Source organism: Acrocarpospora pleiomorpha (assembly GCF_009687885.1).
GTDB classification, from domain to species: Bacteria; Actinomycetota; Actinomycetes; order Streptosporangiales; family Streptosporangiaceae; genus Acrocarpospora; species Acrocarpospora pleiomorpha.
In genome coordinates this window covers 37,442-57,634 of record NZ_BLAF01000055.1, presented here as the reverse complement: position 1 = coordinate 57,634, position 20,193 = coordinate 37,442, and the positions used below count along the sequence as shown (strand labels likewise).

19 protein-coding genes and 1 pseudogene are annotated in these 20,193 nt (G+C 68.7%); 8 read left to right on the top strand and 12 right to left on the bottom strand.

Annotated elements, in window-relative coordinates; translation table 11 throughout:
• The first annotated feature begins 730 nt into the window (after positions 1-730).
• The 6 genes from Aple_RS37595 to Aple_RS37570 all read left to right on the top strand — a co-directional run bounded on the left by Aple_RS37595 (position 731) and on the right by Aple_RS37570 (position 7,460).
• Positions 731-2,200, top strand: a complete 1,470-nt coding sequence (locus Aple_RS37595) for a fumarylacetoacetate hydrolase family protein (protein ID WP_155349525.1) — start codon at positions 731-733, stop codon at positions 2,198-2,200.
• Entirely contained in the window at positions 2,197-2,883 is a 687-nt protein-coding gene (locus tag Aple_RS37590) for a GntR family transcriptional regulator (protein WP_246265023.1), read from the top strand. The genes Aple_RS37595 and Aple_RS37590 overlap by 4 nt, the downstream gene beginning before the upstream one ends.
• Positions 2,880-3,815 carry a 4-hydroxy-tetrahydrodipicolinate synthase gene (gene dapA / locus Aple_RS37585; protein ID WP_155349523.1) on the top strand — a complete coding sequence of 312 codons (936 nt, stop codon included), beginning with the start codon at positions 2,880-2,882 and terminating at the stop codon, positions 3,813-3,815. The genes Aple_RS37590 and dapA overlap by 4 nt, the downstream gene beginning before the upstream one ends.
• A complete protein-coding gene (gene hpaE / locus Aple_RS37580; protein WP_155349522.1) occupies positions 3,812-5,320 on the top strand; it encodes a 5-carboxymethyl-2-hydroxymuconate semialdehyde dehydrogenase in 1,509 nt (502 codons plus the stop codon). Before dapA ends, hpaE begins: the two co-directional genes overlap by 4 nt.
• A complete protein-coding gene (gene hpaD, locus Aple_RS37575; protein WP_155349521.1) occupies positions 5,317-6,411 on the top strand; it encodes a 3,4-dihydroxyphenylacetate 2,3-dioxygenase in 1,095 nt (364 codons plus the stop codon). The genes hpaE and hpaD overlap by 4 nt, the downstream gene beginning before the upstream one ends.
• Before the next feature lie 68 nt (positions 6,412-6,479).
• Positions 6,480-7,460 carry a LysR substrate-binding domain-containing protein gene (locus Aple_RS37570; protein WP_155349520.1) on the top strand — a complete coding sequence of 327 codons (981 nt, stop codon included), beginning with the start codon at positions 6,480-6,482 and terminating at the stop codon, positions 7,458-7,460.
• Between the two features lie 76 nt (positions 7,461-7,536).
• On the opposite strand, the gene Aple_RS37565 is transcribed toward Aple_RS37570, so the two are convergent.
• The 3 genes from Aple_RS37565 to Aple_RS37555 are packed head-to-tail and all read right to left on the bottom strand — an operon-like array spanning position 7,537 to position 10,264.
• Positions 7,537-8,763 (bottom strand): NAD(P)/FAD-dependent oxidoreductase, encoded by a 1,227-nt coding sequence (locus tag Aple_RS37565; protein WP_155349519.1) that lies wholly within the window; start codon positions 8,761-8,763, stop codon positions 7,537-7,539.
• Positions 8,763-9,083: a 2Fe-2S iron-sulfur cluster-binding protein gene (locus Aple_RS37560; RefSeq protein WP_155349518.1), complete on the bottom strand. Its 321-nt coding sequence runs from the start codon at positions 9,081-9,083 to the stop codon at positions 8,763-8,765. The genes Aple_RS37565 and Aple_RS37560 overlap by 1 nt, the downstream gene beginning before the upstream one ends.
• Positions 9,080-10,264 carry a cytochrome P450 gene (locus tag Aple_RS37555; RefSeq protein WP_155349517.1) on the bottom strand — a complete coding sequence of 395 codons (1,185 nt, stop codon included), beginning with the start codon at positions 10,262-10,264 and terminating at the stop codon, positions 9,080-9,082. The genes Aple_RS37560 and Aple_RS37555 overlap by 4 nt, the downstream gene beginning before the upstream one ends.
• 71 nt (positions 10,265-10,335) lie before the next feature.
• On the opposite strand from Aple_RS37555, the pseudogene Aple_RS56660 reads away from it, so the two are divergent.
• Positions 10,336-10,654, top strand: a pseudogene (locus Aple_RS56660) (IS1634 family transposase); the annotation flags it as partial.
• 68 nt (positions 10,655-10,722) lie between these two features.
• Here the strand turns inward: Aple_RS56660 and Aple_RS37550 are convergent.
• Positions 10,723-10,923, bottom strand: coding sequence for a transposase (locus tag Aple_RS37550; RefSeq protein ID WP_373869682.1), 201 nt, complete (start codon positions 10,921-10,923; stop codon positions 10,723-10,725).
• A 118-nt stretch (positions 10,924-11,041) separates the two neighbouring features.
• Positions 11,042-12,031 (bottom strand): quinone oxidoreductase family protein, encoded by a 990-nt coding sequence (locus tag Aple_RS37545; protein WP_246265027.1) that lies wholly within the window; start codon positions 12,029-12,031, stop codon positions 11,042-11,044.
• A 182-nt stretch (positions 12,032-12,213) separates the two neighbouring features.
• Here Aple_RS37545 and Aple_RS37540 point away from each other — a divergent pair, with 182 nt between their 5' ends.
• Complete coding sequence (locus tag Aple_RS37540) at positions 12,214-12,915, top strand: GntR family transcriptional regulator (protein WP_170321872.1); 702 nt, start codon at positions 12,214-12,216, stop codon at positions 12,913-12,915.
• A gap of 46 nt (positions 12,916-12,961) precedes the next feature.
• Here the strand turns inward: Aple_RS37540 and Aple_RS37535 are convergent, their stop codons facing one another.
• The 7 genes from Aple_RS37535 to Aple_RS37505 form a co-directional block, all read right to left on the bottom strand.
• Entirely contained in the window at positions 12,962-13,651 is a 690-nt protein-coding gene (locus Aple_RS37535) for an alpha/beta fold hydrolase (RefSeq protein ID WP_155349513.1), read from the bottom strand.
• Entirely contained in the window at positions 13,648-13,968 is a 321-nt protein-coding gene (locus Aple_RS37530; RefSeq protein ID WP_155349512.1) for a biotin/lipoyl-containing protein, read from the bottom strand. Before Aple_RS37530 ends, Aple_RS37535 begins: the two co-directional genes overlap by 4 nt.
• Complete coding sequence (locus tag Aple_RS37525; RefSeq protein ID WP_155349511.1) at positions 13,968-14,948, bottom strand: alpha-ketoacid dehydrogenase subunit beta; 981 nt, start codon at positions 14,946-14,948, stop codon at positions 13,968-13,970. Before Aple_RS37525 ends, Aple_RS37530 begins: the two co-directional genes overlap by 1 nt.
• Positions 14,941-15,930 carry a thiamine pyrophosphate-dependent enzyme gene (locus Aple_RS37520; RefSeq protein ID WP_218038702.1) on the bottom strand — a complete coding sequence of 330 codons (990 nt, stop codon included), beginning with the start codon at positions 15,928-15,930 and terminating at the stop codon, positions 14,941-14,943. Before Aple_RS37520 ends, Aple_RS37525 begins: the two co-directional genes overlap by 8 nt.
• A 109-nt stretch (positions 15,931-16,039) precedes the next feature.
• Positions 16,040-16,714: a nitroreductase family protein gene (locus tag Aple_RS37515; RefSeq protein WP_155349510.1), complete on the bottom strand. Its 675-nt coding sequence runs from the start codon at positions 16,712-16,714 to the stop codon at positions 16,040-16,042.
• A 66-nt stretch (positions 16,715-16,780) separates the two neighbouring features.
• A complete protein-coding gene (locus Aple_RS37510) occupies positions 16,781-17,491 on the bottom strand; it encodes an ABC transporter ATP-binding protein (RefSeq protein ID WP_155349509.1) in 711 nt (236 codons plus the stop codon).
• Positions 17,488-20,187: a branched-chain amino acid ABC transporter permease/ATP-binding protein gene (locus tag Aple_RS37505; RefSeq protein WP_170321871.1), complete on the bottom strand. Its 2,700-nt coding sequence runs from the start codon at positions 20,185-20,187 to the stop codon at positions 17,488-17,490. The genes Aple_RS37510 and Aple_RS37505 overlap by 4 nt, the downstream gene beginning before the upstream one ends.
• Positions 20,188-20,193: the final 6 nt, after the last annotated feature.

The following is a 20,193-nucleotide window of genomic DNA, read 5'->3' as shown; positions in this document are numbered from 1 at the left end:
TCACCAACGGCGGGGCCGCGCCTTCGACTATTTGCGGCGCACGCGTGCGCCGCAGTCGCGATCTCCATACACCCTCACCTCACGGTGCCAAGGATCCGCGACACATCTTCGTCACGGTGTTGTCAGACGATATCGTAGGGCAAAGTGCGGGTCAAGCTAAGAGAAGTACGACCAGCAGCAGGTCGAGGGCGAGGTCCCGGCTGCACATCCGGACCTCCTCGACGGCCTCGGCCAGCTCGGGCTCGGCCAGGGCACGGCGCCGGCTCCGGAGGCGGGTGGGCTTGTTAAGCTCTGCGGCCGGTCGTCGGTGATGAGCCGGGCGCGCTTGGCTCGCTTGAACAGCGCTCGGAGGGCGCCAACGCAGTTCTCCCGTGACGAGCGCCCCCATCTGCCCCGAAGGCGGGCCTGGGCCTACTTGCGGGCTTCGACGACGATCGCCTCGTACGGGGTCTCAGGGTCACTGATCTCGATGCGGCCTGCGGTCGCCGTAGCTGAACACCGAAGGTCACCGGCCCAAAGGTGACCGATGTGAGCCGCTTGTCGAATGGGCGAGTGTGCTCCATGACGTCGAGCCGGTCCGGGACGTAGACGGACGTGCCGACGGTGCCCTCCACCACGACGGTCCGCACTCCACAGATTTTCCGTGGATTCACCGAGGAAAAGAGTCGTTTTCCACGGGAATCGAATCGTATACGAATCTAGGGACGGTCCCACGGCAAAGGAGGCGAGCGTGACCGACCCTGTCACGGCCATGGTCGGGCATCGCCCAGGCAAGATCATCGCGGTTCACGTGAACTACCCCAGCCGTGCTGCTCAGCGCGGCCGCACCCCTACTCATGGCTCGTACTTCCTGAAGGCCTCGTCGTCGCTGGCGGCCGACGGTGATCCGCTGGTCCGGCCTGCCGGCACTGAATTGCTCGGCTACGAGGGCGAGATCGCGCTGGTGATCGGCACGGCCTGCCGTGCGGTCAGCCCAGCAGACGCGTGGGCGCACGTGGGCTGGGTGACGGCCGCGAACGACGTGGGATTGCACGACCTGCGCTACGCCGACCGCGGCGCGAACGTGCGCTCAAAGAGCGCGGACGGCTACACGCCGCTGGGCCCGCGGCTGCTCGACGCCGCCGGGTTGGACCCTGCGGCGCTGCGGGTGCGGACCTGGATCAACGGTGAGCTCGTGCAGTCGGACGTCACGGCCGATCTGCTCTTCCCGTTCGCCGAGCTCGTGGCCGACCTGTCACGCACGATGATTCTCGAGATCGGCGACGTGATCCTGACCGGGACACCGGCGGGCGCCTCGGTCGCCGTTCCGGGTGACGTCGTCGAGGTCGAGGTCGACAGCCTCGCTCCGGGAGACGACGCCAGTTCCGGCCGGCTGCGCTCACCGGTCGTCGACGGCCCCGAGCTGACGGGCCCGGGTGCCCCGCCCCGGGTCGATGCCCAGCTGCGGGCCGACACATGGGGACGCCCCCTCGTCGACAATCAGCCCGTACCCCCCGACGAGGTCGTCGCCGGGCTCGGATCCGTCGCGGTCGCGACGATCTCGGTGCAGCTGCGCCGACGAGGCCTCGACAGCGTGGCAATCGAAGGGGTGCGCAGCACCCAACCCGGCGCGAGGTTCGCCGGGCGCGCCCGGACACTGCGCTACCTCCCGCTGCGCGAGGACCTCGTCAAGGAACGCACGGCCGGCTTCACCGCGCAGAAGCAAGCGATCGACACGGTCGGCCGGGGCGAGGTGCTGGTGATGGAGGCGCGCGGGGAGCGCGGCAGCGGGACGATCGGCGACATCCTGGCACTGCGGGCGCAGGTCCGGGGTGCGGCCGCGATCGTGACTGACGGAGGCGTCCGGGATGTCGCCGCGGTCGCCGCCCTCGACATCCCGGTCTTCTCCGGCCCACCGCACCCGGCTGTCCTGGGCCGTCGGCACTTGCCGTGGGACTTCGACGTGGCCATCGGCTGCGGTGGGGCCACGGTCCTGCCCGGCGACATCGTGGTCGGTGACGACGACGGCGTCGTGGTGGTGCCCGCCGCACTGGCCGCGGATGTGCTCGCAGATGTCCGCGAGCAGGAGTTGCAGGAGGAGTTCATCACCGAACAGGTCAAGGCCGGGGAGTCCGTCGACGGCCTGTACCCCCTGGCGGGTAACTGGGTCGAGCACTACCACGCATGGCGTGCGAAGCGGACGGACGAGCTACCGTGGTGACCGCCCAGCGTGCGGCCAGCAAGTCCGACCACGCCTACTCCATCATCCGCCGACGCATCCTCGACGGCCGGTACGCACCCGGTTTCCGGCTGGTCCTCGACCGCTTGGCCCGTGAGCTGAACGTATCCTCCGTCCCGGTCCGGGAGGCCGTGCGACGGCTCGAAGCGGAACGGCTCGTCGATTTCGAACGCAACGTCGGCGCTCGGGTCAGCGCGATCGACACAACCGAGTACCGGCACACTATGCAAACCCTCGCGATCATCGAAGGCGCGGCGACCGCGTTGGCCGCACCGATGGTGCCCCTGGACGACCTGGCGACCGCCGCCGAGATCAACGACCGGATGCGGCGCTGCCTCGACGACGGCGACGCGCACACGTTCACCACGCTCAACGGGCAGTTCCATCAGCTGCTGTATCAGCGCTGCCCGAACCCGCACATCGCCGACCTCGTCGAGCGCGGATGGGCGCGCATGGGCACGCTCCGCACACACTTCAGCGTCCCCGGCCGCGCCCCACAGTCCGTTGCCGAACACGACCGGATGCTCGGGCTGATCCGCGTACGGGCAGATGCCGCCGACATCGAGGCCTTCGCACGCGAGCACCGCCTCGCCACGCTCGACGCCTTTCTCACCCAACCGGGCACCGGCCACCCGACCGCCACTCCCGAGGAGATCCAGCCATGAAGTACCGCTCCGATCCCGCGTGCATCCGCGGGTCGATCGCTCCCGTGGTGACACCGTTCCGTTCCGACGGAACCCCGGATCCCGACGGCCTGCGCCGGCTCATCGAGTTCCAGCTCACGAACGGCTCGCACGGGATCTCCCTGGGCGGCTCGACCGGTGAACCGGGCGCCCAGACGCTCCCGGAGCGGGCCGAGGCGATCCGGCTCGCCGCCAACGTCATCGCTGACCGGGTGCCCTTCCTCCCAGGAACGGGCTCGGCGAAGCTCGACGAGACCCTGGAGCTGACCGGTATCGCGCGTGAGGCCGGCGCCGACGCCACCCTCGTCATCACCCCGTACTACGCCCGGCCGACCCAGGAGGCCCTCTACTCCTGGTACGCCACGGTCGCCCGCGAGTATCCCGATCTGCCGATCGTGATCTACAACGTGCCCTCGCGCACCGCCGTGGACATCGATCCGGAGACAGTCGGTCGACTCTTCCGCGACTTCGACAACATCGTCGGGATCAAGGAGACGACCAAGGACTTCGAGCACTTCTCCCGCGTCATCCACGCCTGCGGTCCCGACCTGCTCGTGTGGTCCGGCATCGAGCTGTTGTGCCTGCCCCTGCTGGCGCTCGGTGGAGTCGGTTTCGTCAGCGCTGTCGCCAACCTCGCCCCGGCCGCTGTCGCCGCGATGTACGAGGCCTCTGTCGGGGGCGACCAGCAGCGCGCCCGCGAGTTGCACTACCGGCTCCATCCCCTTGTCGACCTGACGTTCACCGAGACCAACCCCGCCGCCGTGAAGTGGCTTCTGGCACAACGCGGGCTGCTGGAGTCGGGGTTCGTCCGACCGCCCCTGATCCCGCTCACCACCGATGGGCAGACCCGCTGCAGGGCGCTCCTCAACGGCGTCGACGACCTGCTCTCGCCCCTGGAAGGAACCACCCGATGAGCAGCACGGTGACCTCGGCGGTGCCGCCGGATCTGCCGTGCCACCTCCAGCACTACATCGACGGGCGATCCGTCGACAGCGCATCCGGGGCCACCTTCAAGGTGATCGACCCGGTGTCGAACAAGCCCTACGCGACCGCGGCGGCCGGCGGCACCGAGGACATCGCCCGAGCCGTCGCCGCGGCCAGGCGCGCCTTCCTCGACGGCCCCTGGCCGTCGATGGCCGGGCGGGCACGGGCACGCGTCCTGGTCGCGATCGCCGATGCGGTGGAGGCACGCGAGGACCGGTTGGCCGAGCTCGAGTCCTTCGACACCGGCTTGCCGATCACGCAAGCCCGCGGTCAGGCCCGGCGGGCGGCGGAGAACTTCCGGTTCTTCGCCGACATGATCGTCGCGCGGGGTGACGAGGCCTACTCGGTGCCGGGCAGCCAGTTGAACTACGTGGTCCGCAAACCGGTCGGCGTGGCCGGGCTCATCACGCCGTGGAACACACCGTTCATGCTCGAGAGCTGGAAGCTGGCCCCTGCGCTCGCTGCGGGTTGCCCGGTCGTGCTCAAGCCTGCCGAGTTCACCCCGCTCTCCGCAGGCCTGTGGCCGGGGATCATGGAAGATGCAGGCGTGCCGGCTGGCGTGTTCAACCTGGTCAACGGGATCGGAGAGGACGCGGGCGCCGCGCTTGTCGAGCATCCTGACGTTCCGCTGATCTCCTTTACCGGCGAGACGACGACCGGGAAGGTGATCATGCGCGCCGCAGCGGAGCATCTGAAGGGCCTGTCGATGGAGCTCGGCGGCAAGTCGCCCGTGGTCGTTTTCGCCGACACCGATCTCGATGCTGCACTCGACTCCACGTTGTTCGGTGTCTTCTCCCTGAACGGGGAGCGCTGCACCGCTGGCTCCCGAATCCTGGTCGAGCGCCCAATCTACGACGAGTTCTGCCGCCGCTACGCCGATCGCGCGGCTCGGGTGGTCGTCGGGCCGCCGAGCGATCCCGCTACGGAAGTGGGCGCACTGGTGCATCCCGAGCACTACGACCGCGTGCTGTCCTACGTCGAGATCGGTAAGGGCGAGGCGCGGCTCCTCGCAGGCGGTGGGCGGCCCGAACACCTGCCCGAGGGGAACTACCTCGCGCCGACGGTGTTCGCCGACGTCAAGCCCGACGCCCGGATCTTCCGTGAGGAGATCTTCGGACCGGTCGTCGCGCTGACCCCGTTCGACACCGAAGCCGAGGCGCTGGAGCTCGCGAACGCCGTCCGGTACGGCCTCGCCGGCTACGTGTGGACCAGCGACCTGAAGCGCGGACACCGCGTGGCCGGCCGCATCGAAGCCGGCATGATCTGGCTCAACTCGCACAACGTGCGCGACCTGCGCACCCCGTTCGGCGGGGTCAAGGAGAGCGGCGTCGGGCATGAAGGCGGCCACCGCAGCATCGACTTCTACACCGACGAACACATCATCCACGTCGCGCTCGGCGACGTGCACACCCCTCAGTTTGGAGCGTCCCGATGACCGTGACCGACCCCACCGCGACCGCCACCACAACGGGCAACCCGCCGCCTGACGTCATCCGCTCCGGATACGCGGAGCTGATCGTGACCGACCTCGCCGCGTCTCGGTGGTTCTACGTCGACCTGCTCGGCCTCATCGTCACCGCCGAGGACGACGACGCGATCTACCTGCGTGCCTTCGAGGAGTATCTGCACCACAGCCTCGTCCTGCGCCGCGGCGATATGCCGGCACTCGGGCGGCTGGCCTACCGAGTGCGCGGGCAGGACCAGGTCGACGCCGCCGAACGCTATTTCCGCGGAATCGGTGTCGATACCCGGCGTGTCCCCGCGGGGGCCACCCGCGGCATCGGCGAAGCCGTGCGGATCACCGATCCCCTCGGATTCCCGGTCGAGTTCTTCTACGACGCCGAGCACACCGAGCGGTTCACCCAGCGCTACGACCTGCATCATGGCAACGCCATCACCCGGCTCGACCACTTCAACGTCATGGTTCCCGACGTCAAGGCCGCACACCGGTACTACACCGGCCTCGGGTTCGGTGTCTCGGAGACGATCATCGACGACGAGGACAACGTCTACGCGGCCTGGCTCTACCGCAAGCAGACGGTTCATGACGTGGCGCTCACCGGCGGGGACGGCCCGCGGCTGCACCACATCGCCTTCGCCACCGCGGAACGGCACCAGATCCTGCACACGTGCGACGTGCTCGGCGCGCTGCACAAGGAGCACCACATCGAACGCGGCCCCGGTAGGCACGGCGTCTCCAACGCCTTCTACCTCTATCTGCGCGACCCTGACGGACATCGCATCGAGATCTACACGACTGACTACTACACCGGCGATCCCGACAACCCGACGGTCGAGTGGAGTGTCGACGACGACCGCAGGCGCTCGTTCTGGGGCCACGCCGTCGTCCCGTCCTGGTACACCGACGGCTCGCGGGTCCATGACCTCGACGGTCGTGTCGTGCCGCTGAGTGCTCCGGCGGTTCGCGAAGCGGAGCGGACAGGTGTCATCGTGGGCGCGGACGGTTTCGCCATCGCGACCGAGGGCGACCAGAAGATCCCGTTCAAGCTCGGCGAACAGGTCTGACCGAGCGGGTCCGGGCCGGTGCTGCGCCGGTCCGGCCCCGCTCCTCACCGCAGAGAGGCGGTACGACGATGCATGTCGACGCGGAATCCAGGATCGATTGGATCGAAGGCCCGGCCCGGTCGGCGGCCGCGCCCCCGTTCTCACTCCGGCAGCTCTGGTATTTCGTCGCGGTCGCGGAAGCGGGCTCGATCAGCGCCGCGGCCGAAAGCCTGAGGGTCTCGCATTCAGCGGTCTCCCTGGCCGTCACCGAACTGGAACGCACCCTCAAGGTGCAGCTGTGCGTGCGTCGCAAGGCACACGGGATCATCCTGACCCAGGCCGGGCACGAAACACTGCGCCGAGCCCGCGAGTTGCTACGCCAGGCCGAGGACATGAACCTCGGCGTGCGCGGCACCTCGTTGAACGGGCCGCTGTCCCTCGGCTGCTACCTCACCCTGGCGCCGACGCTGCTCCCCCGGCTGCTGGCCGAGTTCGGCCGGGTCAACCCCGCGGTGACGGTGTCCTTCTCGGAGGACACCGCGGATGCGCTGCAACGGCGCGCGCTGGAGGGCGAGCTCGAGCTGGTGATCCTCTACGACATGACCGTCCAACCGGGGCTCGAGCGCGTCGAGCTGTTCCGGGCACGCCCACATGTCGTGCTCCCCGCCGACCACCCGCTGGCCCTGGCCTCGGACACGCACGTGTCGCTGCGTGACCTCGCCGACGAGCCGATGGTCCTTTACGACTCGTCGCCGAGCTCCACCCACACTCTGCTCCTGTGCACGCAGGCCGGGATCCGGCCCAAGGTTCGGCACACCACCACGAACTTCGAGACCGCCCGCGGCCTCGTCGGGCGGGGCCTCGGCTGGGCGATCCTCATTCAACGCCCACCGAACGACCGCACCTACGAAGACCTCCAGGTCGCGCATCGCGACATCGTCGAACTCGAGGACTACAGCGTGGCCGTCATACTCGGCTGGGCGGCGGGCAGCAAGCGAACGCGCCGCGCGGAGGCATTCGCCCAGCACTGCATCGACACGTTCCGCCCGCGTGCGGACCGGGCCGTCTGATCCGAGCCCACGCTGCCGGATCGGAAAGGCGTGGACCGGCACCCGGTCCGCGCCCTGTGGCTGCGCCTGATCCCGATCAACCCACCGCGGCCGCCACACTCGGCTTGGCGACATCACGGAGGGCGAAGCCGGGAAGCTGCGCCGCTGCCCGCGTCACGACAACGCCCGTGGAGAGGATGCGCCGGGCGGCCATGTGGTCGGCCGGCCGGTTGACCGACTCGACGGCGGCCAGCCGCCCCGCGTGGAACGCAAGCACACTGAACCGGCCGCTGCCCGGATCGCCGACGACCTGCAGTTCGTCGTCACGACGAACGAGCCCAGCCATCTGGAGTCGCAGGCCTTGCTGGTCGCTCCAGAACCAGGGCAGATCTGCGTAGTCGCCGGGACGCCTTCCGGTCAGGACGCGCGCGACGTGCGTGCCCTGGTCTGTGGCGTTCTGCACGGACTCGAGGCGCACCCCGCCGGCACAGGCACAATCGCCCACGGCATAGATGTGCCGGTCCGAGGTGCGCAGAGACCCGTCGACTACCACTCCGTCGGCGACTGCCAGGCCCGTGGCCTCGGCCAGCCCGGTCCGTGGCGTCGCTCCGACTCCGACCAAGACTAGGTCGGCCTCGTGCCGACGCCCCGCGGTGTCGACGACCCCCGTCGTTCGACCGTCCCGCCCAAGGATCGTCGCGACTCCCGTGCCGAGCACGACCCGCACCCCACGGTCACGGTGTACGGACGCGACATGATCCGACACCGGCACGGTCACAGCGCGACCGAGGAGACGCGCGGCCACATCCAGGACGGTCACCTGCACTGACCTTCCGGCCAATGCTGCCGCCACCTCGAGGCCGACGAAGCCCCCTCCGATGACGACCACGGCCGTGGCCGAGCCGATCACGCTGCGCAGGGCCCTCGCATCGCTGAGGGACCGCAGGCTGACCACCCCGGCGAGGTCAGCACCGGGGATCTGGAGCGACCGGGCGGCGGCCCCGGTCGCCAGGACGAGATCGGTGTACGGGACCTGCTCGCCGCCGTCGAGCACGACCGTTCGCCGCTGCGGGTCGATCGCGGTCACCCTGTGCCCGGACCGGACCGTGATGGCGTTATCGGCGTAGAAGCCCGGTGAACGCAAGGCCAGGGCGTCTTCGTCCGCCGTTCCCAGCAGGAATGCCTTCGACAGCGGCGGACGCTGATAGGGAGCGTCAGGTTCGTCACCGAGCAGGGTGATCGCTGCGTCGTAACCTTCACGTCGCAACGCCGCGGCGGCGGCCACACCGGCGTGGCCCGCTCCGACGACGACGATCCCGGGCATCACACCTGCTCCGGCGGAACCTCGACGACCATGCCATCGAGCGCCGGGGCAGCGACGAGCTGGCAGCTCAGCCGGCTGCCCGGGCGACGGTCGCTGGCGGTGCAGTCCAGCATCTCGTCCTCGTCGTCGCTAACCGCGGGAAGGCGACCGCCATCGGTTTCGGCGGTGTAGATGTGGCAGGTCGCGCACATCGCGTTACCGCCGCACTCACCGATGATGCCGGGGATGTCGGCCTCGACCGCGGCCTTCATGAGACTGACCCCGTCGGCGACGTCGATCGTGCGCGACTCGTCCCCGATCCGGAAGATGATGTCGGTCATCGGGCATCCCATTCCACCGGCAGGGTCAGGGGGCCGCGGAAGACCCAGCCCCCCCAACAGGTCGGTTCGTCGGTGCGCAGCCGCAGGTTCGGCAGGCGGCGCAGCAGGTTCGGCAGCGAGACCTCGCCGACCTGTGCCCGGGCGGCCCAGGTCCCGAGGCAGAAGTGCGGCCCGCCGCCGAAGGCGACGTGATGCCGTGCGTTGCGGTGGATGTCGAAGACGTCCGGGTCGTCGAAGATTGCCTCGTCCCGGTTCGCCGAGCCGAGAACCACCCCGATCCGCGCCCCCGCAGGCAGCGTCGTGCCCCCGAGCTCCACCTCGCGCGTGGTCTGCCGGGGGTACATGCCGATCGGCGCGACCCAGCGAACCGTCTCCTCGAACACCGACCGGAACAAGCCGGCATCCGCCCGCACCGCCTCGAGCTGGCCGGCGTTCGTCAGCAGCCCGTAGATCCCGGTGAGCACGGCGTCGCGCGGCTCGTTCAACCCGCCACCGATGATGACCCGGACGTTCGCCCGGATGGTCTCGGGTTCGATGGGGTCGTCACCGGCGAGCATGGCCGAGATGATCGTCTCGTCCGGCCCGCGCCGAAGGCGCACGATCGCCTCGTCGACGGCCACACCGATCGCAGCCGCCGCCCGATCGGAACGTTTCCAGACTGCGGGGTCATCGGCGTAGTTGCCGGTGCCGTCCATCATCGCCTGCGACCATTTCTGCAGATCGTCGGCCGACACGCCGCGCAGGCCGAGCATCTCGCGCAACGACAGCGCCGCCATCGGGGCGGCGTAGGCCGTGAACAAGTCGGCCCGTCCCTCGTCGACGAAGACATCGATCAGCTCGTCGGAGATGCGCTGGAAGATCGGCGTCCAGTGGTTCTTCACCACCCGCGGCCGCAGGGCCGGCTCGGCCGCCTTCCGCTCACGCATGTGCGGGCATCCGTCCTTGCGGAGAAGGGTGTGCCCCATGACCCTGGTCATCAGCGAGTCCTTCTCGGCCGCGCTGAAGATCTCCGGGTGCTTCTCCAGGTGAACGACGTCGGCGTGCCGGGTGACTAGGTAGCGGCCTGCGGCGGGCACGAAGACCGGCGGGCGACGCCGCAGCTCGCGATAGATCGGATAGGGATCGTCGTAGAGCGCGTCCAGACGAATCGACTCCACGTAGTCGTCGACGACGGCAGTCATGCACGACACCTCTTCATACCTTGAACGGTTCGATCTCCTGACCCAACTGTGCGGCACCGATCACACCTCGGAAAAGCACAGAAATACGGACAGACAGCCCTGAAATACTGCGGATGCGCAGTTGATCGCGGCGGTCCACCGGCCCGCGTTCCGCGTCATTCGAGGGTTCTAGAGGTCGTGGTCAAGGACGACATGCGCGACTGGACCCTCAGCACGATCGTGTGGGTGACCGACCGCGGGTTCTCCTCCGACGCCAACCGCCGCTACCTGCGAGCGGGTGATCACCATTACATCATCGGGGAGCAGCTGCGCTCTGGCAGCCCGGAGGTGAAGGCGGCCCTGTCCCGGCAAGGCCGCTACACCGAGATCGCCGAGAACATGCGCGTCGAGGTAGCCGGGTACTGCGCGCAGACGACGAGCGCACCGGGGCGCACAGAGAGGGTTGGTGCCAGCGGCGGTCAGGTCAGCAGGATCCGCTGTCGTAGCAGTGGAAAGCCTGCCCCGCCGTACATCTGCCGTTCGAGGAGTTTGACCTTCGTGTTGGCGCCCTTGATCGGGCCATTGCTGTACGGCAGCGTCAGCCCCGCGACCACTGCGGGCAGGTCCTTGCGTAGCCCCCGGACGAAGGCGTGCATCGCAAGCAGATCGCTAGCCTCGATGGATCGTCCAGGTGACGGTGATCCTGCACAGGCAGGCCCGCGGGCTTGGTGATGATCCTGCAGACCAGACGCCGCGGCGGAGGAGTTTCGGAGGCGTCATTGGTCGTCGTCATGACCCTCAGCTGCCGCTGGCGGAGGTGCAACTCACGAGTACCTTTCCGACATGCCGGCGACTCTCCAGCTCCTCCATGGCCGCACGCGCCTCGTCCAACGAGAATGTCCGGTGGATGATCGGCCGGAGCCCACCCGTGGCAACCTCGCCGAGCACGGCCACGAGGTCGTCGCGCTCGAAGCGAGTCGCACCGATGATCTCCTTCTCCTCGCGAAACAGCGCAACGAGATCAAGGGGGACCACCTCGCCGGCGTGACCGCCGATCACAACGACACGCCCACGCGGCTTCAGCGCGGCAAGGCCAACCCCGAACGCTTCGCCGCCGAGGTGGTCGAAGACGAGGTCTGCCCCACGCCCGCCGGTGAGGCGGCGGACCTCGGCGGCGACGTCGTCGCGCGTGTAGTCGAGCACCGCGTCGAGTTCGAGTCCTCCGAGTCTGGCGATCTTGTCGGCGCTACTCGTCGTGCCGATGACGCGGGCGCCATGGTGCTTGGCCACCTGCGCGGCGGCCAGCCCGACGCCGGCGCTGACCGAGTGCACGAGGACCGTCTCGCCGGCGCTCAGACGCCCTCGCCTCAGCAGAGTGTTGTGGGCGGTGGCAAACGTGATCCCCGCGGCCGCGGCCGCCTCGTGCGACAACCCGGGCGGCAGGCGCACGAGGCGCGCTGCCGGCCAGATGACTCGTTCAGCCAGCCCGCCGCGGCCGTCGCCGACCGATGCATGATCGAAGACGACCACGCGGTCACCGAGCGCCCAGTCTCCGTCGACGCCCGGGCCGATCGCTTCGATCTCGCCGGAGATGTCCCCGCCCGGCGTGTGTGGCAGCTCGATGGGAAGCCGAGAGATTCCTTCTCTGATGTCGACGTCGATGTGGTTGAGCCCGCAGACATGCACCGCGATAGCGACCTCGCCGCGACCCGGTTGGGGCAGATCGACCCGTTCGACCTGCAGCACATCAGGTCCGCCGAAGCCGTGAAAACGCGCCACCTTCATCATCACGGTGAAAACCTAACGTAGGACAATCTCGTCCGTCAATGTGTGGGGCGGTCTACGCGGCCGCACGACGGCACCCGTTCATCCGATCAGATCGTCGGACATCCTTGTCGGGTAGAGCCCGCGCAACTACACTACGGATGAATGAATCAATCTTGGCCCGCTTTCGTCATCGGTCAGTCCCGGTGAACGCGACGAAGCCACCGCGTGACCGGCAGGGCATGTCGGCGCGAGTGCTCGATCACCTTCGTCAAGGCATCAAAGACGGGCTCTTCTCCCCGGGCCAGCGCCTGATCGAAGCCGACCTCACCCGCGAGTTCGCCGTCAGCAGAGGCACCGTCCGCGAGGCACTCGGACGGCTCGAAGCCGAGGGGCTCGTCGAGATCACCCCCCACCGTGGCGCTTCGGTGCGCCAGATGACCCGTCGAGATGTCGCCGAGCTCTTCAGGGCCCGGGAGATTCTCGAAGGCGGAGCGGCTCGCCTCGCCGCCGAGCAGATCACCGACAGTCCCCTCCGCTCCTCCCTCGAGCAGGAGCTCGTCGAGCAGCGCCGCTGGACCGAAGCCACCGACATCAGCGGCTACACCGAGGCCAACGCCCACTTCCACGACCTCATCATCGAGATCGCCGACAACCAGCTCGTTGCCGGCCTCATCAACCAGCTCCAAACCCATACGTGGCGAATCCTCTTCCTCGGATTCGTGTCCATCGACGGTGTACGCACCTCGGCCCGGCAGCACATTCAGATCGCCGAAGCGATCCTCGCCAACGATCCCGCCAGCGCCGAAGCGCTCATGCGCCAGCACATCCGCCACACCGCCGACGACACGCTCTCCCGCCAACACCCCCTCTACCGGTCAGAACCGAGCGGACGTCGCTCCCGATGAGCGACTCTGGGCTCGCAGCCGTCAGCGTGGTCCGGGTCGCGGAGGGCTATTCGCGCAGGAAGTCCAGCGCGCGCTGCTTGGCCAGAGACGCCGAGCACGCACTCCGGTGATCGCGGCCCGGGAGCTCCAAGAGCTCGGCAGCGGGGAGCGCATCGACGAGCCCACGCACGTTCCGTGCAATCGGGTCGTCGGCGCCCACGAAGACTAAGGCGGGCGGTAGGTCGCCGGGAATGCCGACGGTCCGACGGTGGCGCGCGACCCCGGCCAAGCAGGCGGCCAGAGCGCGTGCATCGCAGCCGGGAACAGCGCTGGCCATCTGCCACAAGGAAGCCGCGGCCCCGGCAGGAATAGGTTCGCCGTGGCTGACGGCACTCCAGACGGCTTCGGCGTCGATGGACGAGACGGCGGGCTCGCTGCCGATGCCACCAAGGACGAGACGTCGCACGCGATGGCGATGACTGATGGCGATGTCCAACGCGAGCTGCGCGCCGAGCGAGTAACCGACCACGTCGACCGGCGTGTCGGGGAGCACCGCGAGAAGGTCCGCGACGAGGCGCGCTGGTGCGTAGTCGTCAGGATCGTGAGGCCGAGGCGCTTGCCCATGTCCGCGTAGGTCAGGGGCGATCGCGGTTCGGCCGGCCGCATCGATCGCTCGCGTCCAGCCGGTCGTTTGCCACATGCCGGCAGCGGCACCGAAGCCGTGCACCAGCAGGATCGGCGGTGGGCTGTCGCTCATGCGTCGGGCGGGCGCAGACGCACGCTGCGCGTAGGAGTGTCCTCGTGGGGAACGGTGCCGACGATGCCGGCCTGCTCGGCCGTCTCGAAGGTGACGAGTGGTTTGCCGACCAGGACGGTGTCCCCCTCTTCGGCGTGCAGCGCGGTGACGCGCCCGCTGACCGGGCAGGGAAGCTCGATCGCCGACTTCTCCGTTTCGACATCTGCGAGTGGCGATTTTCGGTCGACGTCGTCTCCGACGGCGACCAACCATTCGAGGACCTTCGCGGCGAGGAGCCCCTCGCCGAGATCGGGTAGGTGAAATGTGTAGATCGCCATCACGCTGCTCCGAAGGTCGATTGGATCGCTGTCAAGATGCGGTCGGGGGTGGGGAGGAACGCATCCTCGAAGGAGCCACTCGGGTACGGCACATCGGGCGCGGCAACCCGCACAACCGGTGCCCGCAGATCCGAGAAGCAGTGCTCCATGAGCAGCGCACTCACCTCGGCGCCGAGACCGCCGGAACGCTGAGCCTCCTCTACGACCACCGCGCGGCGCGTCTTGCGGACCGACGCTGCGATCGCGGGGACGTCGATCGGTTTCAGCCAGCGAAGATCGACGACCTCGACCTCCACTCCGTCCTCAGCGGCGAAGTCGGCGGCCTGCAGGCATCGGGCAACCGAAGCCCCCCACGACAACAGCGTGACGTGGCGGCCCGCGCGGGCAAGGCGGCTGCTATACAGCTCGCTGTCGAGGTCCGCTTCAGTAGGCACCGGACCGGTGCTCCAGTAGCGGCTCTTGGGCTCCAGGAACACGACGGGGTCGGGGTCCCGGATGGCCTGCAGGAGCAGCGCGTACGCGTCCGCCGGGGTCGACGGTGACACCACCTTGATGCCGGGGAGGTGTGCGTAGAGCGCTTCCGTGCTCTCGCTGTGCAGCTCCGGCCCCTTGATGCCGCCAAAGCTGGGAACACGGATCGTGAGCGGCAAGTGGAACGCGCCGCGCGACCGAGTCCGCAGTCGCGCGACGTGACTGGCCACCTGGTTGAACGCCGGGTAGCTGAACCCGTCGAACTGGAGCTCTACCACCGGCCGCCATCCCCGCATGCACAGACCGACGGCCGCACCGACGATCCCGGCCTCTGCGAGTGGGGTGTCGAAGACCTGCCGATCGCCGAAGCTGCGCTGAAGCCCGTCGGTGACGCGGAAGACGCCGCCGTGCCGACCCACGTCCTCGCCGAAGATCAGGGTTCGGGCGTCTTCACGCAGGGAGGTACGCAACGCCTCGTTGAGGGCACGCTGCATCGACCACTCAGACATGGGGGCCTCCCGCGTCGATCCACGCCCCGATCTGTGCGCGCACGGTTGGCGGCATCTGCTCGTAAACCAGTTCCAGTTGCTCGCGCAGGGTGGCAGGCACGAACGCGGCGAAGTCGCGGCGGATCCGTGCGATCTCGGCGGCCGTCTCACGTTCGACCTCCGCGAAGAACGCCTCGTCGTCCGCGCCGGCGGTTGTCAGCGCCGCGTGTGCGACACCGATCGGGTCGCGCAGCCGCCACTGCTCCTCCTCGACCTTGTCGCGGTAGCGCGAAGGATCGTCTGATGTCGCATGCGGGCCCAACCGGTAGGTCATCGCCTCGATCACGGTGGGACCGTCACCGGCTCGTGCCCGTTCCACCGCTTCGCTCGTCGCCTCGTAGACGGCCACGACATCGTTTCCGTCGACGCGCACCCCCGGGATGCCATACCCCGACGCCCGGGCCGCGACCGATCCGCCGCCGACCTGCTTGTCGGTCGGAACCGAGATCGCCCAACCGTTGTTCTGGCAGAAGAAGATCACCGGCGCACCGAAGATCGCGGCGAAGTTCATCGCCTCGTGGACCTCCCCCTGGGAGCTGGCCCCGTCGCCGAAGTACGCCAGCGCACACCCATCCGAGCCATCCAGCCGCGCGCCCATCGCCCATCCGGTGGCATGCAGCGCCGTCCCGCCCACCACGGAGTTCAACGGTGCGACGTGCCGATCGGCGGAGTTGAAGAGGCCTCCGTCCCCGTAGCCACGGTGATGGCACAGGATCGCAACCGGGTCGACGCCGAGCACGACCGCGGCGGCGAACTCACGATACGTGGGGAACGCGAAGTCCCGCGCCGGGTCGAGCGCGGAGGCGCTCCCCACCTGGGCCGCCTCCTGGCCGAGGAACGGGGCGTAACCGTAGATGGCGCCCTGGTGGTGGAGCGCTGTGCACTCCTCGTCGAGGCGGCGGCTGAGCACCATCTGCCGGTACAGGTTCCGCAAGTTCGTCATGCGGCGAGTCGTCTGTGTAGTCACATGTTCTCTCAATCGTCGTTCCTGCAAGATCAGCCCTTGGGGGCGATTGATGGCACGAATCAGCGGTGATCTCTCAACATCGCGGTCACCATGACCGCTTCTGGCCCCATGCGTCCCAGTAGACGATCGTGTCCAGCGGAGCCCGCTCGGCTGGCCGGAAATCCGTCCCCTTCGTGTACGCGACGGGGATCAAGCCGACCTGCATGACGTCGTCGTAGGGGATGTCGAGGATCTGCGCGACCTCGCGCTCGGCGAACAGATGCCCGGTCGTCCAGCAGGTGCCGAGGCCGCGAGCCCGTGCAGCCAGCATGAAACTCCAGGAGGCCGGCAGGATCGAGGCCCACAGCGCACTCTGCGTCGGCGTGGATTCGCCCTCGACTCGCGGGGAAACGCACGGGATGACGAAGACGGGGACCTTCTCCAGGTTGTCCGTGAGGTAGCGCGCTGAACGAACCTGCTTGTCCCACCGTCGTGCCTCGTCAGGATCCTCGCGCTCGCGGGTGTGAGCGTTGCCTTCCTCCGCCTCGTAGAGGTCCCACGCCCGCCGGTACTGCGCGGCGATCGCGGAACGCCGCCCTGGATCGGTGACAACGATGAACCGCCATGCTTCCTCGCCATTGGCGTTCGGTGCCTGCTGCGCCAGCGCGAGACACTCCAGCACGACCTCAGGGGCGACCTGGCGGGAAAGGTCCAATCGACGACGCACCGCGCGCGTCGTCGCCAGCACCTCGTCGGCAGTCAGCCCGAGCTGCTCGCTCACTCTGACACCTCCGCCGTCTGCCTCCGGGCGTTGGTGCCCCGCCAGTCCCTATCGGTGACCACGTCGCTACCTGCCATTCTGCGATCCTCCTTCTGCCGTACCGAGATACAGCTCATGCAATTCGTCGATGCTCGCGAGTGCTTCGTGCGCGGTGCCGGCCCAGACGATCCGGCCGCGCACCATGACCATCGCCCGATCGGCGATTGCCAGGGCCTGACCGGCGTGCTGCTCCACGAGCAGCACGCCGAGCCCCTCGTCGGCGGCGACACGAACACGACCGAGGACACGCGTCACGATCGCCGGCGCGAGCCCGAGGGAGAGCTCGTCCGCCACCAGGAGCTTCGGACGCGCACCCAGCGCCGCGGCGACGCTGACCATCCGCTGCTGGCCACCCGAGAGCTGCCCGACGGGGCGAGCGAGATGGTTGGCGAGCTCCGGGAACACCGCCGCCGCTTCCTCTGGACGCCCCGCGGCGACTCGCAGGTTCTCCATCACGGACAGCCGCATCAGGACAGCTCGTTCCTCCGGGATGTACGAGATCCCCTGGCGCGCCCGCGCGTGCAAAGGGCCGTCCGACGGCTGACCGCGCCAGTGCAACGTTCCTGAGATCGAGGGGAGCTCACCGACGACCGACTTCAACGTGGTGCTCTTGCCCGCGCCGTTCGGACCGAGCAGGACGACGATCTCCCCGGCGTCGACGGTCAGATCTACGCCGTGCACGACCTGGATCGTGCCGTAGCCGGTGCAGAGCCCACGCGCTTCCAACAGCGGGCTCACGTCGTGTGCCGTTCTGAAACTCGGGGTCTGGTCGTCGCGCTCCCGAGCTCGCCGAAGTACGCGGTGCGCACGATCGGATCGTTTTGGACTTCCCTCGCAGTGCCCTCGGCGATGCACCGTCCCGCGTCGAGCACCACCACTCGGTCGCACACCGACATGACCAGGCTCATGTCGTGCTCGATGAGCAGCATCGCTGGGCGCGACACGGCGGCGATTCGCCTGAGCAGCCGCCCGAGCTCTGCGGTCTCGTGCTCGTCTAGTCCCGCAGCCGGTTCGTCGAGCAGCAGCACGGCGGGCTCGGCCGCCACGGCACGCCCGATCGCGACGAGCCGGCGCACCCCGGCTGGCAGGCTCGCCGCCGGCGTGTCCAACCACTGTTCCAGCTCCAGCTCGCGGACCGCATATGCGGCCGCCGGGGGCAGCGGGGAAGGCGCGGGGCGCAACAAGTCGAGCACGTGCGACGAGGGTCGAGCGCGGTCAGAAGCCATCAGCAGGTTCTCATGAACCGTCAGGTCGTCGAACAGCTCGAGCGACTGAAACGAACGACCCAGACCAGCGCGTGCACGTCGCGTCGCCGAGAGCCCATCGACAGCGTTGCCGGAGAGCAGTACGGACCCCTCGTAGCGCGGCACGTATCCGGTGACGACGTCGACGAGGGTCGTCTTGCCGGCCCCGTTGGCGCCGATCAGACCGACGATCTCGCCCGGCTGCACCGACAGCGAAACCTCGTCGAGCGCGAGGACTCCACCGAATCGGGCGCTCACGTTCCGCACCTCCAACGTTCCGCCCCCGCCGCCCGTGACGATGTCCTGTGCGACCGGCGGCGCCACCGGAGCTCGACGCTGACGAAACCGCGGCAGACGGCGCCGAAGGTGGGCCAGAGGTCCCAGCAACGGTGCGACCATCCCATCAGGCACGGTCGTCAGCTGCATCAGCAACATGAGCCCGGCTGCGAGCGTCATGTACTCAGCGATGCCGATCGTGTCGCCGATCTGCGAGAACACGCCACCGGCAACGATCAGCGAGCCCGCGACGCCGCCGGAGATGTACCCGGCTCCGCCGAGCACGACGAGCACGACGACCTGGGCGGACATGAACGCCTCGAACTGAACGAAGTTGACGTGGGTGTCGCGGAACGCCAGCATCGCGCCGGCCACTCCGGCAAGCCCCGCGCCGACCGCGAACGCGTACAGCTTCGTCGCAGCCACGTTGATGCCCAGCGATGCCGCGGCGCGTTCGTTGGTGCGCACGGCGAGCAGCCGCCGGCCCGCCGGCCCGCGCCGAAGGTTGGAGACGACGATTCCCCCGAGGACCAGCGCGGCGACCGCCAGCGCCGCGTACCGCTCGGGATGGACGATCGCGTCGAAGTCGACGCCCAGGAGCGACGGCGGGCTCACGACGGTGCCCAGCAAGCCTCCCGTGTAGTCGGTGTTCTCCAGTACGAGACGCTGGATGGCCAGCGCGAGACCGAGCGTGACGATGCCGAGCGTCACGCCACGCGTGCGGACGGCGGACAGCGCGATCACCACGCCGATCAACACCGCGACCACCACCGCGAAGATGCCCGACATCACGAATGACGCCCCGCTCGTGGCCGCCAGCCGCGCAGAGGCGAACGCCCCGATCCCGGCCAAGGCGAACTGCGCCAGGGAGAGCTGGCCTGCATAGCCGGTCACGACGACCACCGAGAGGCCCACGAGACCGAACAGGGCACTCGTGACCACCGCGTCGGCCCAGTTCGCAGGGAGCGTGAGCATCAATGCGGGCGCGGCGATGAGGAACACGAGCACTGGCAGCGGCGGGCGCCCGCTGCCCACCTTGGGCAGCCGTTCCGACTGCTGCCCGCGGGGCGGGAGCGTCTTGCCCCGCAGGATGAGCACGATCATGATGATCAGGAACGGGAGCGACGTCGACCAGCCCGGTGCGTCGATGTAGTACGCCGACACCGACTCGGTGACGCCGACCACGAGACCACCGAACAGGGTCAGTGGGAACGAGGAGAAGTTGCCGATCAGCGCAACGGCGAGCACCGGGACGACGAGGAACACGACTTGTTGCGGGGTGAAGAAGGCCAGCGGTGCGAGCAGGACCCCCGTCAGACCGGCCAGTCCGGCGCCCGCTGCCCAGTTGATCAGGGCGACACGCTGCGGGGAGTGGCCATGCGTCGCCGCGCAGCGGGGGTTCTCCGAGACGGCCGCAGTGACCAGCCCGAAGCGGGTTCGTTTGTAGACCAGCCAGAGCACCACGGTGACGAGAACCGCGATGATCGTCAGCAGGACCCGGTCGAGGCCGATCTGGAAGTTGTCGCCGATCCGGAAGATGTGCGTCGGCAGGAGTGCGGGGGCGGACTTCGGGTCCTGCCCATATCGCAGGACCATCACCTGGTTGAGGACCGTCATGACGCCGAGTGTGGCGATCAGGCGGGTGAGCGGCACCGCGTCGCGTAGCCGGCGCATCACGAGGTGCTGCACCGCGGCGCCGACCAGAGCGGTCAGCGCGACGGCGAGCACGGCCGCGAGGGCGAGCGGCAACCCGCTTTCACGAAACTCGATGCTCAGGTAGCCGCCCAGTCCCACCATGGCTCCGTGCGCGAAGTTGACGACGCCGGATCCTCGGTGGATCAGGGACAGGCCCTGCCCCGCCAAGGCGTAGGCACCGCCGAGGCTCAGACCGAGCGCGATGAACTGGAGCAGCACCGACGT

Coding starts and splice junctions, on each gene's coding strand:
- Aple_RS37555 (WP_155349517.1), bottom strand. CDS start 10,264: ATGACTGCCGTCGTCGACGACTACGTGGAGTCGATTCGTCTGGACGCG.
- Aple_RS37520 (WP_218038702.1), bottom strand. CDS start 15,930: ATGACGAACTTGCGGAACCTGTACCGGCAGATGGTGCTCAGCCGCCGC.
- Aple_RS37565 (WP_155349519.1), bottom strand. CDS start 8,763: ATGCCCGGGATCGTCGTCGTCGGAGCGGGCCACGCCGGTGTGGCCGCC.
- Aple_RS37560 (WP_155349518.1), bottom strand. CDS start 9,083: ATGACCGACATCATCTTCCGGATCGGGGACGAGTCGCGCACGATCGAC.
- Aple_RS37545 (WP_246265027.1), bottom strand. CDS start 12,031: ATGATGAAGGTGGCGCGTTTTCACGGCTTCGGCGGACCTGATGTGCTG.
- hpaE (WP_155349522.1), top strand. CDS start 3,812: ATGAGCAGCACGGTGACCTCGGCGGTGCCGCCGGATCTGCCGTGCCAC.
- dapA (WP_155349523.1), top strand. CDS start 2,880: ATGAAGTACCGCTCCGATCCCGCGTGCATCCGCGGGTCGATCGCTCCC.
- hpaD (WP_155349521.1), top strand. CDS start 5,317: ATGACCGTGACCGACCCCACCGCGACCGCCACCACAACGGGCAACCCG.
- Aple_RS37570 (WP_155349520.1), top strand. CDS start 6,480: ATGCATGTCGACGCGGAATCCAGGATCGATTGGATCGAAGGCCCGGCC.
- Aple_RS37525 (WP_155349511.1), bottom strand. CDS start 14,948: ATGTCTGAGTGGTCGATGCAGCGTGCCCTCAACGAGGCGTTGCGTACC.
- Aple_RS37530 (WP_155349512.1), bottom strand. CDS start 13,968: ATGGCGATCTACACATTTCACCTACCCGATCTCGGCGAGGGGCTCCTC.
- Aple_RS37535 (WP_155349513.1), bottom strand. CDS start 13,651: ATGAGCGACAGCCCACCGCCGATCCTGCTGGTGCACGGCTTCGGTGCC.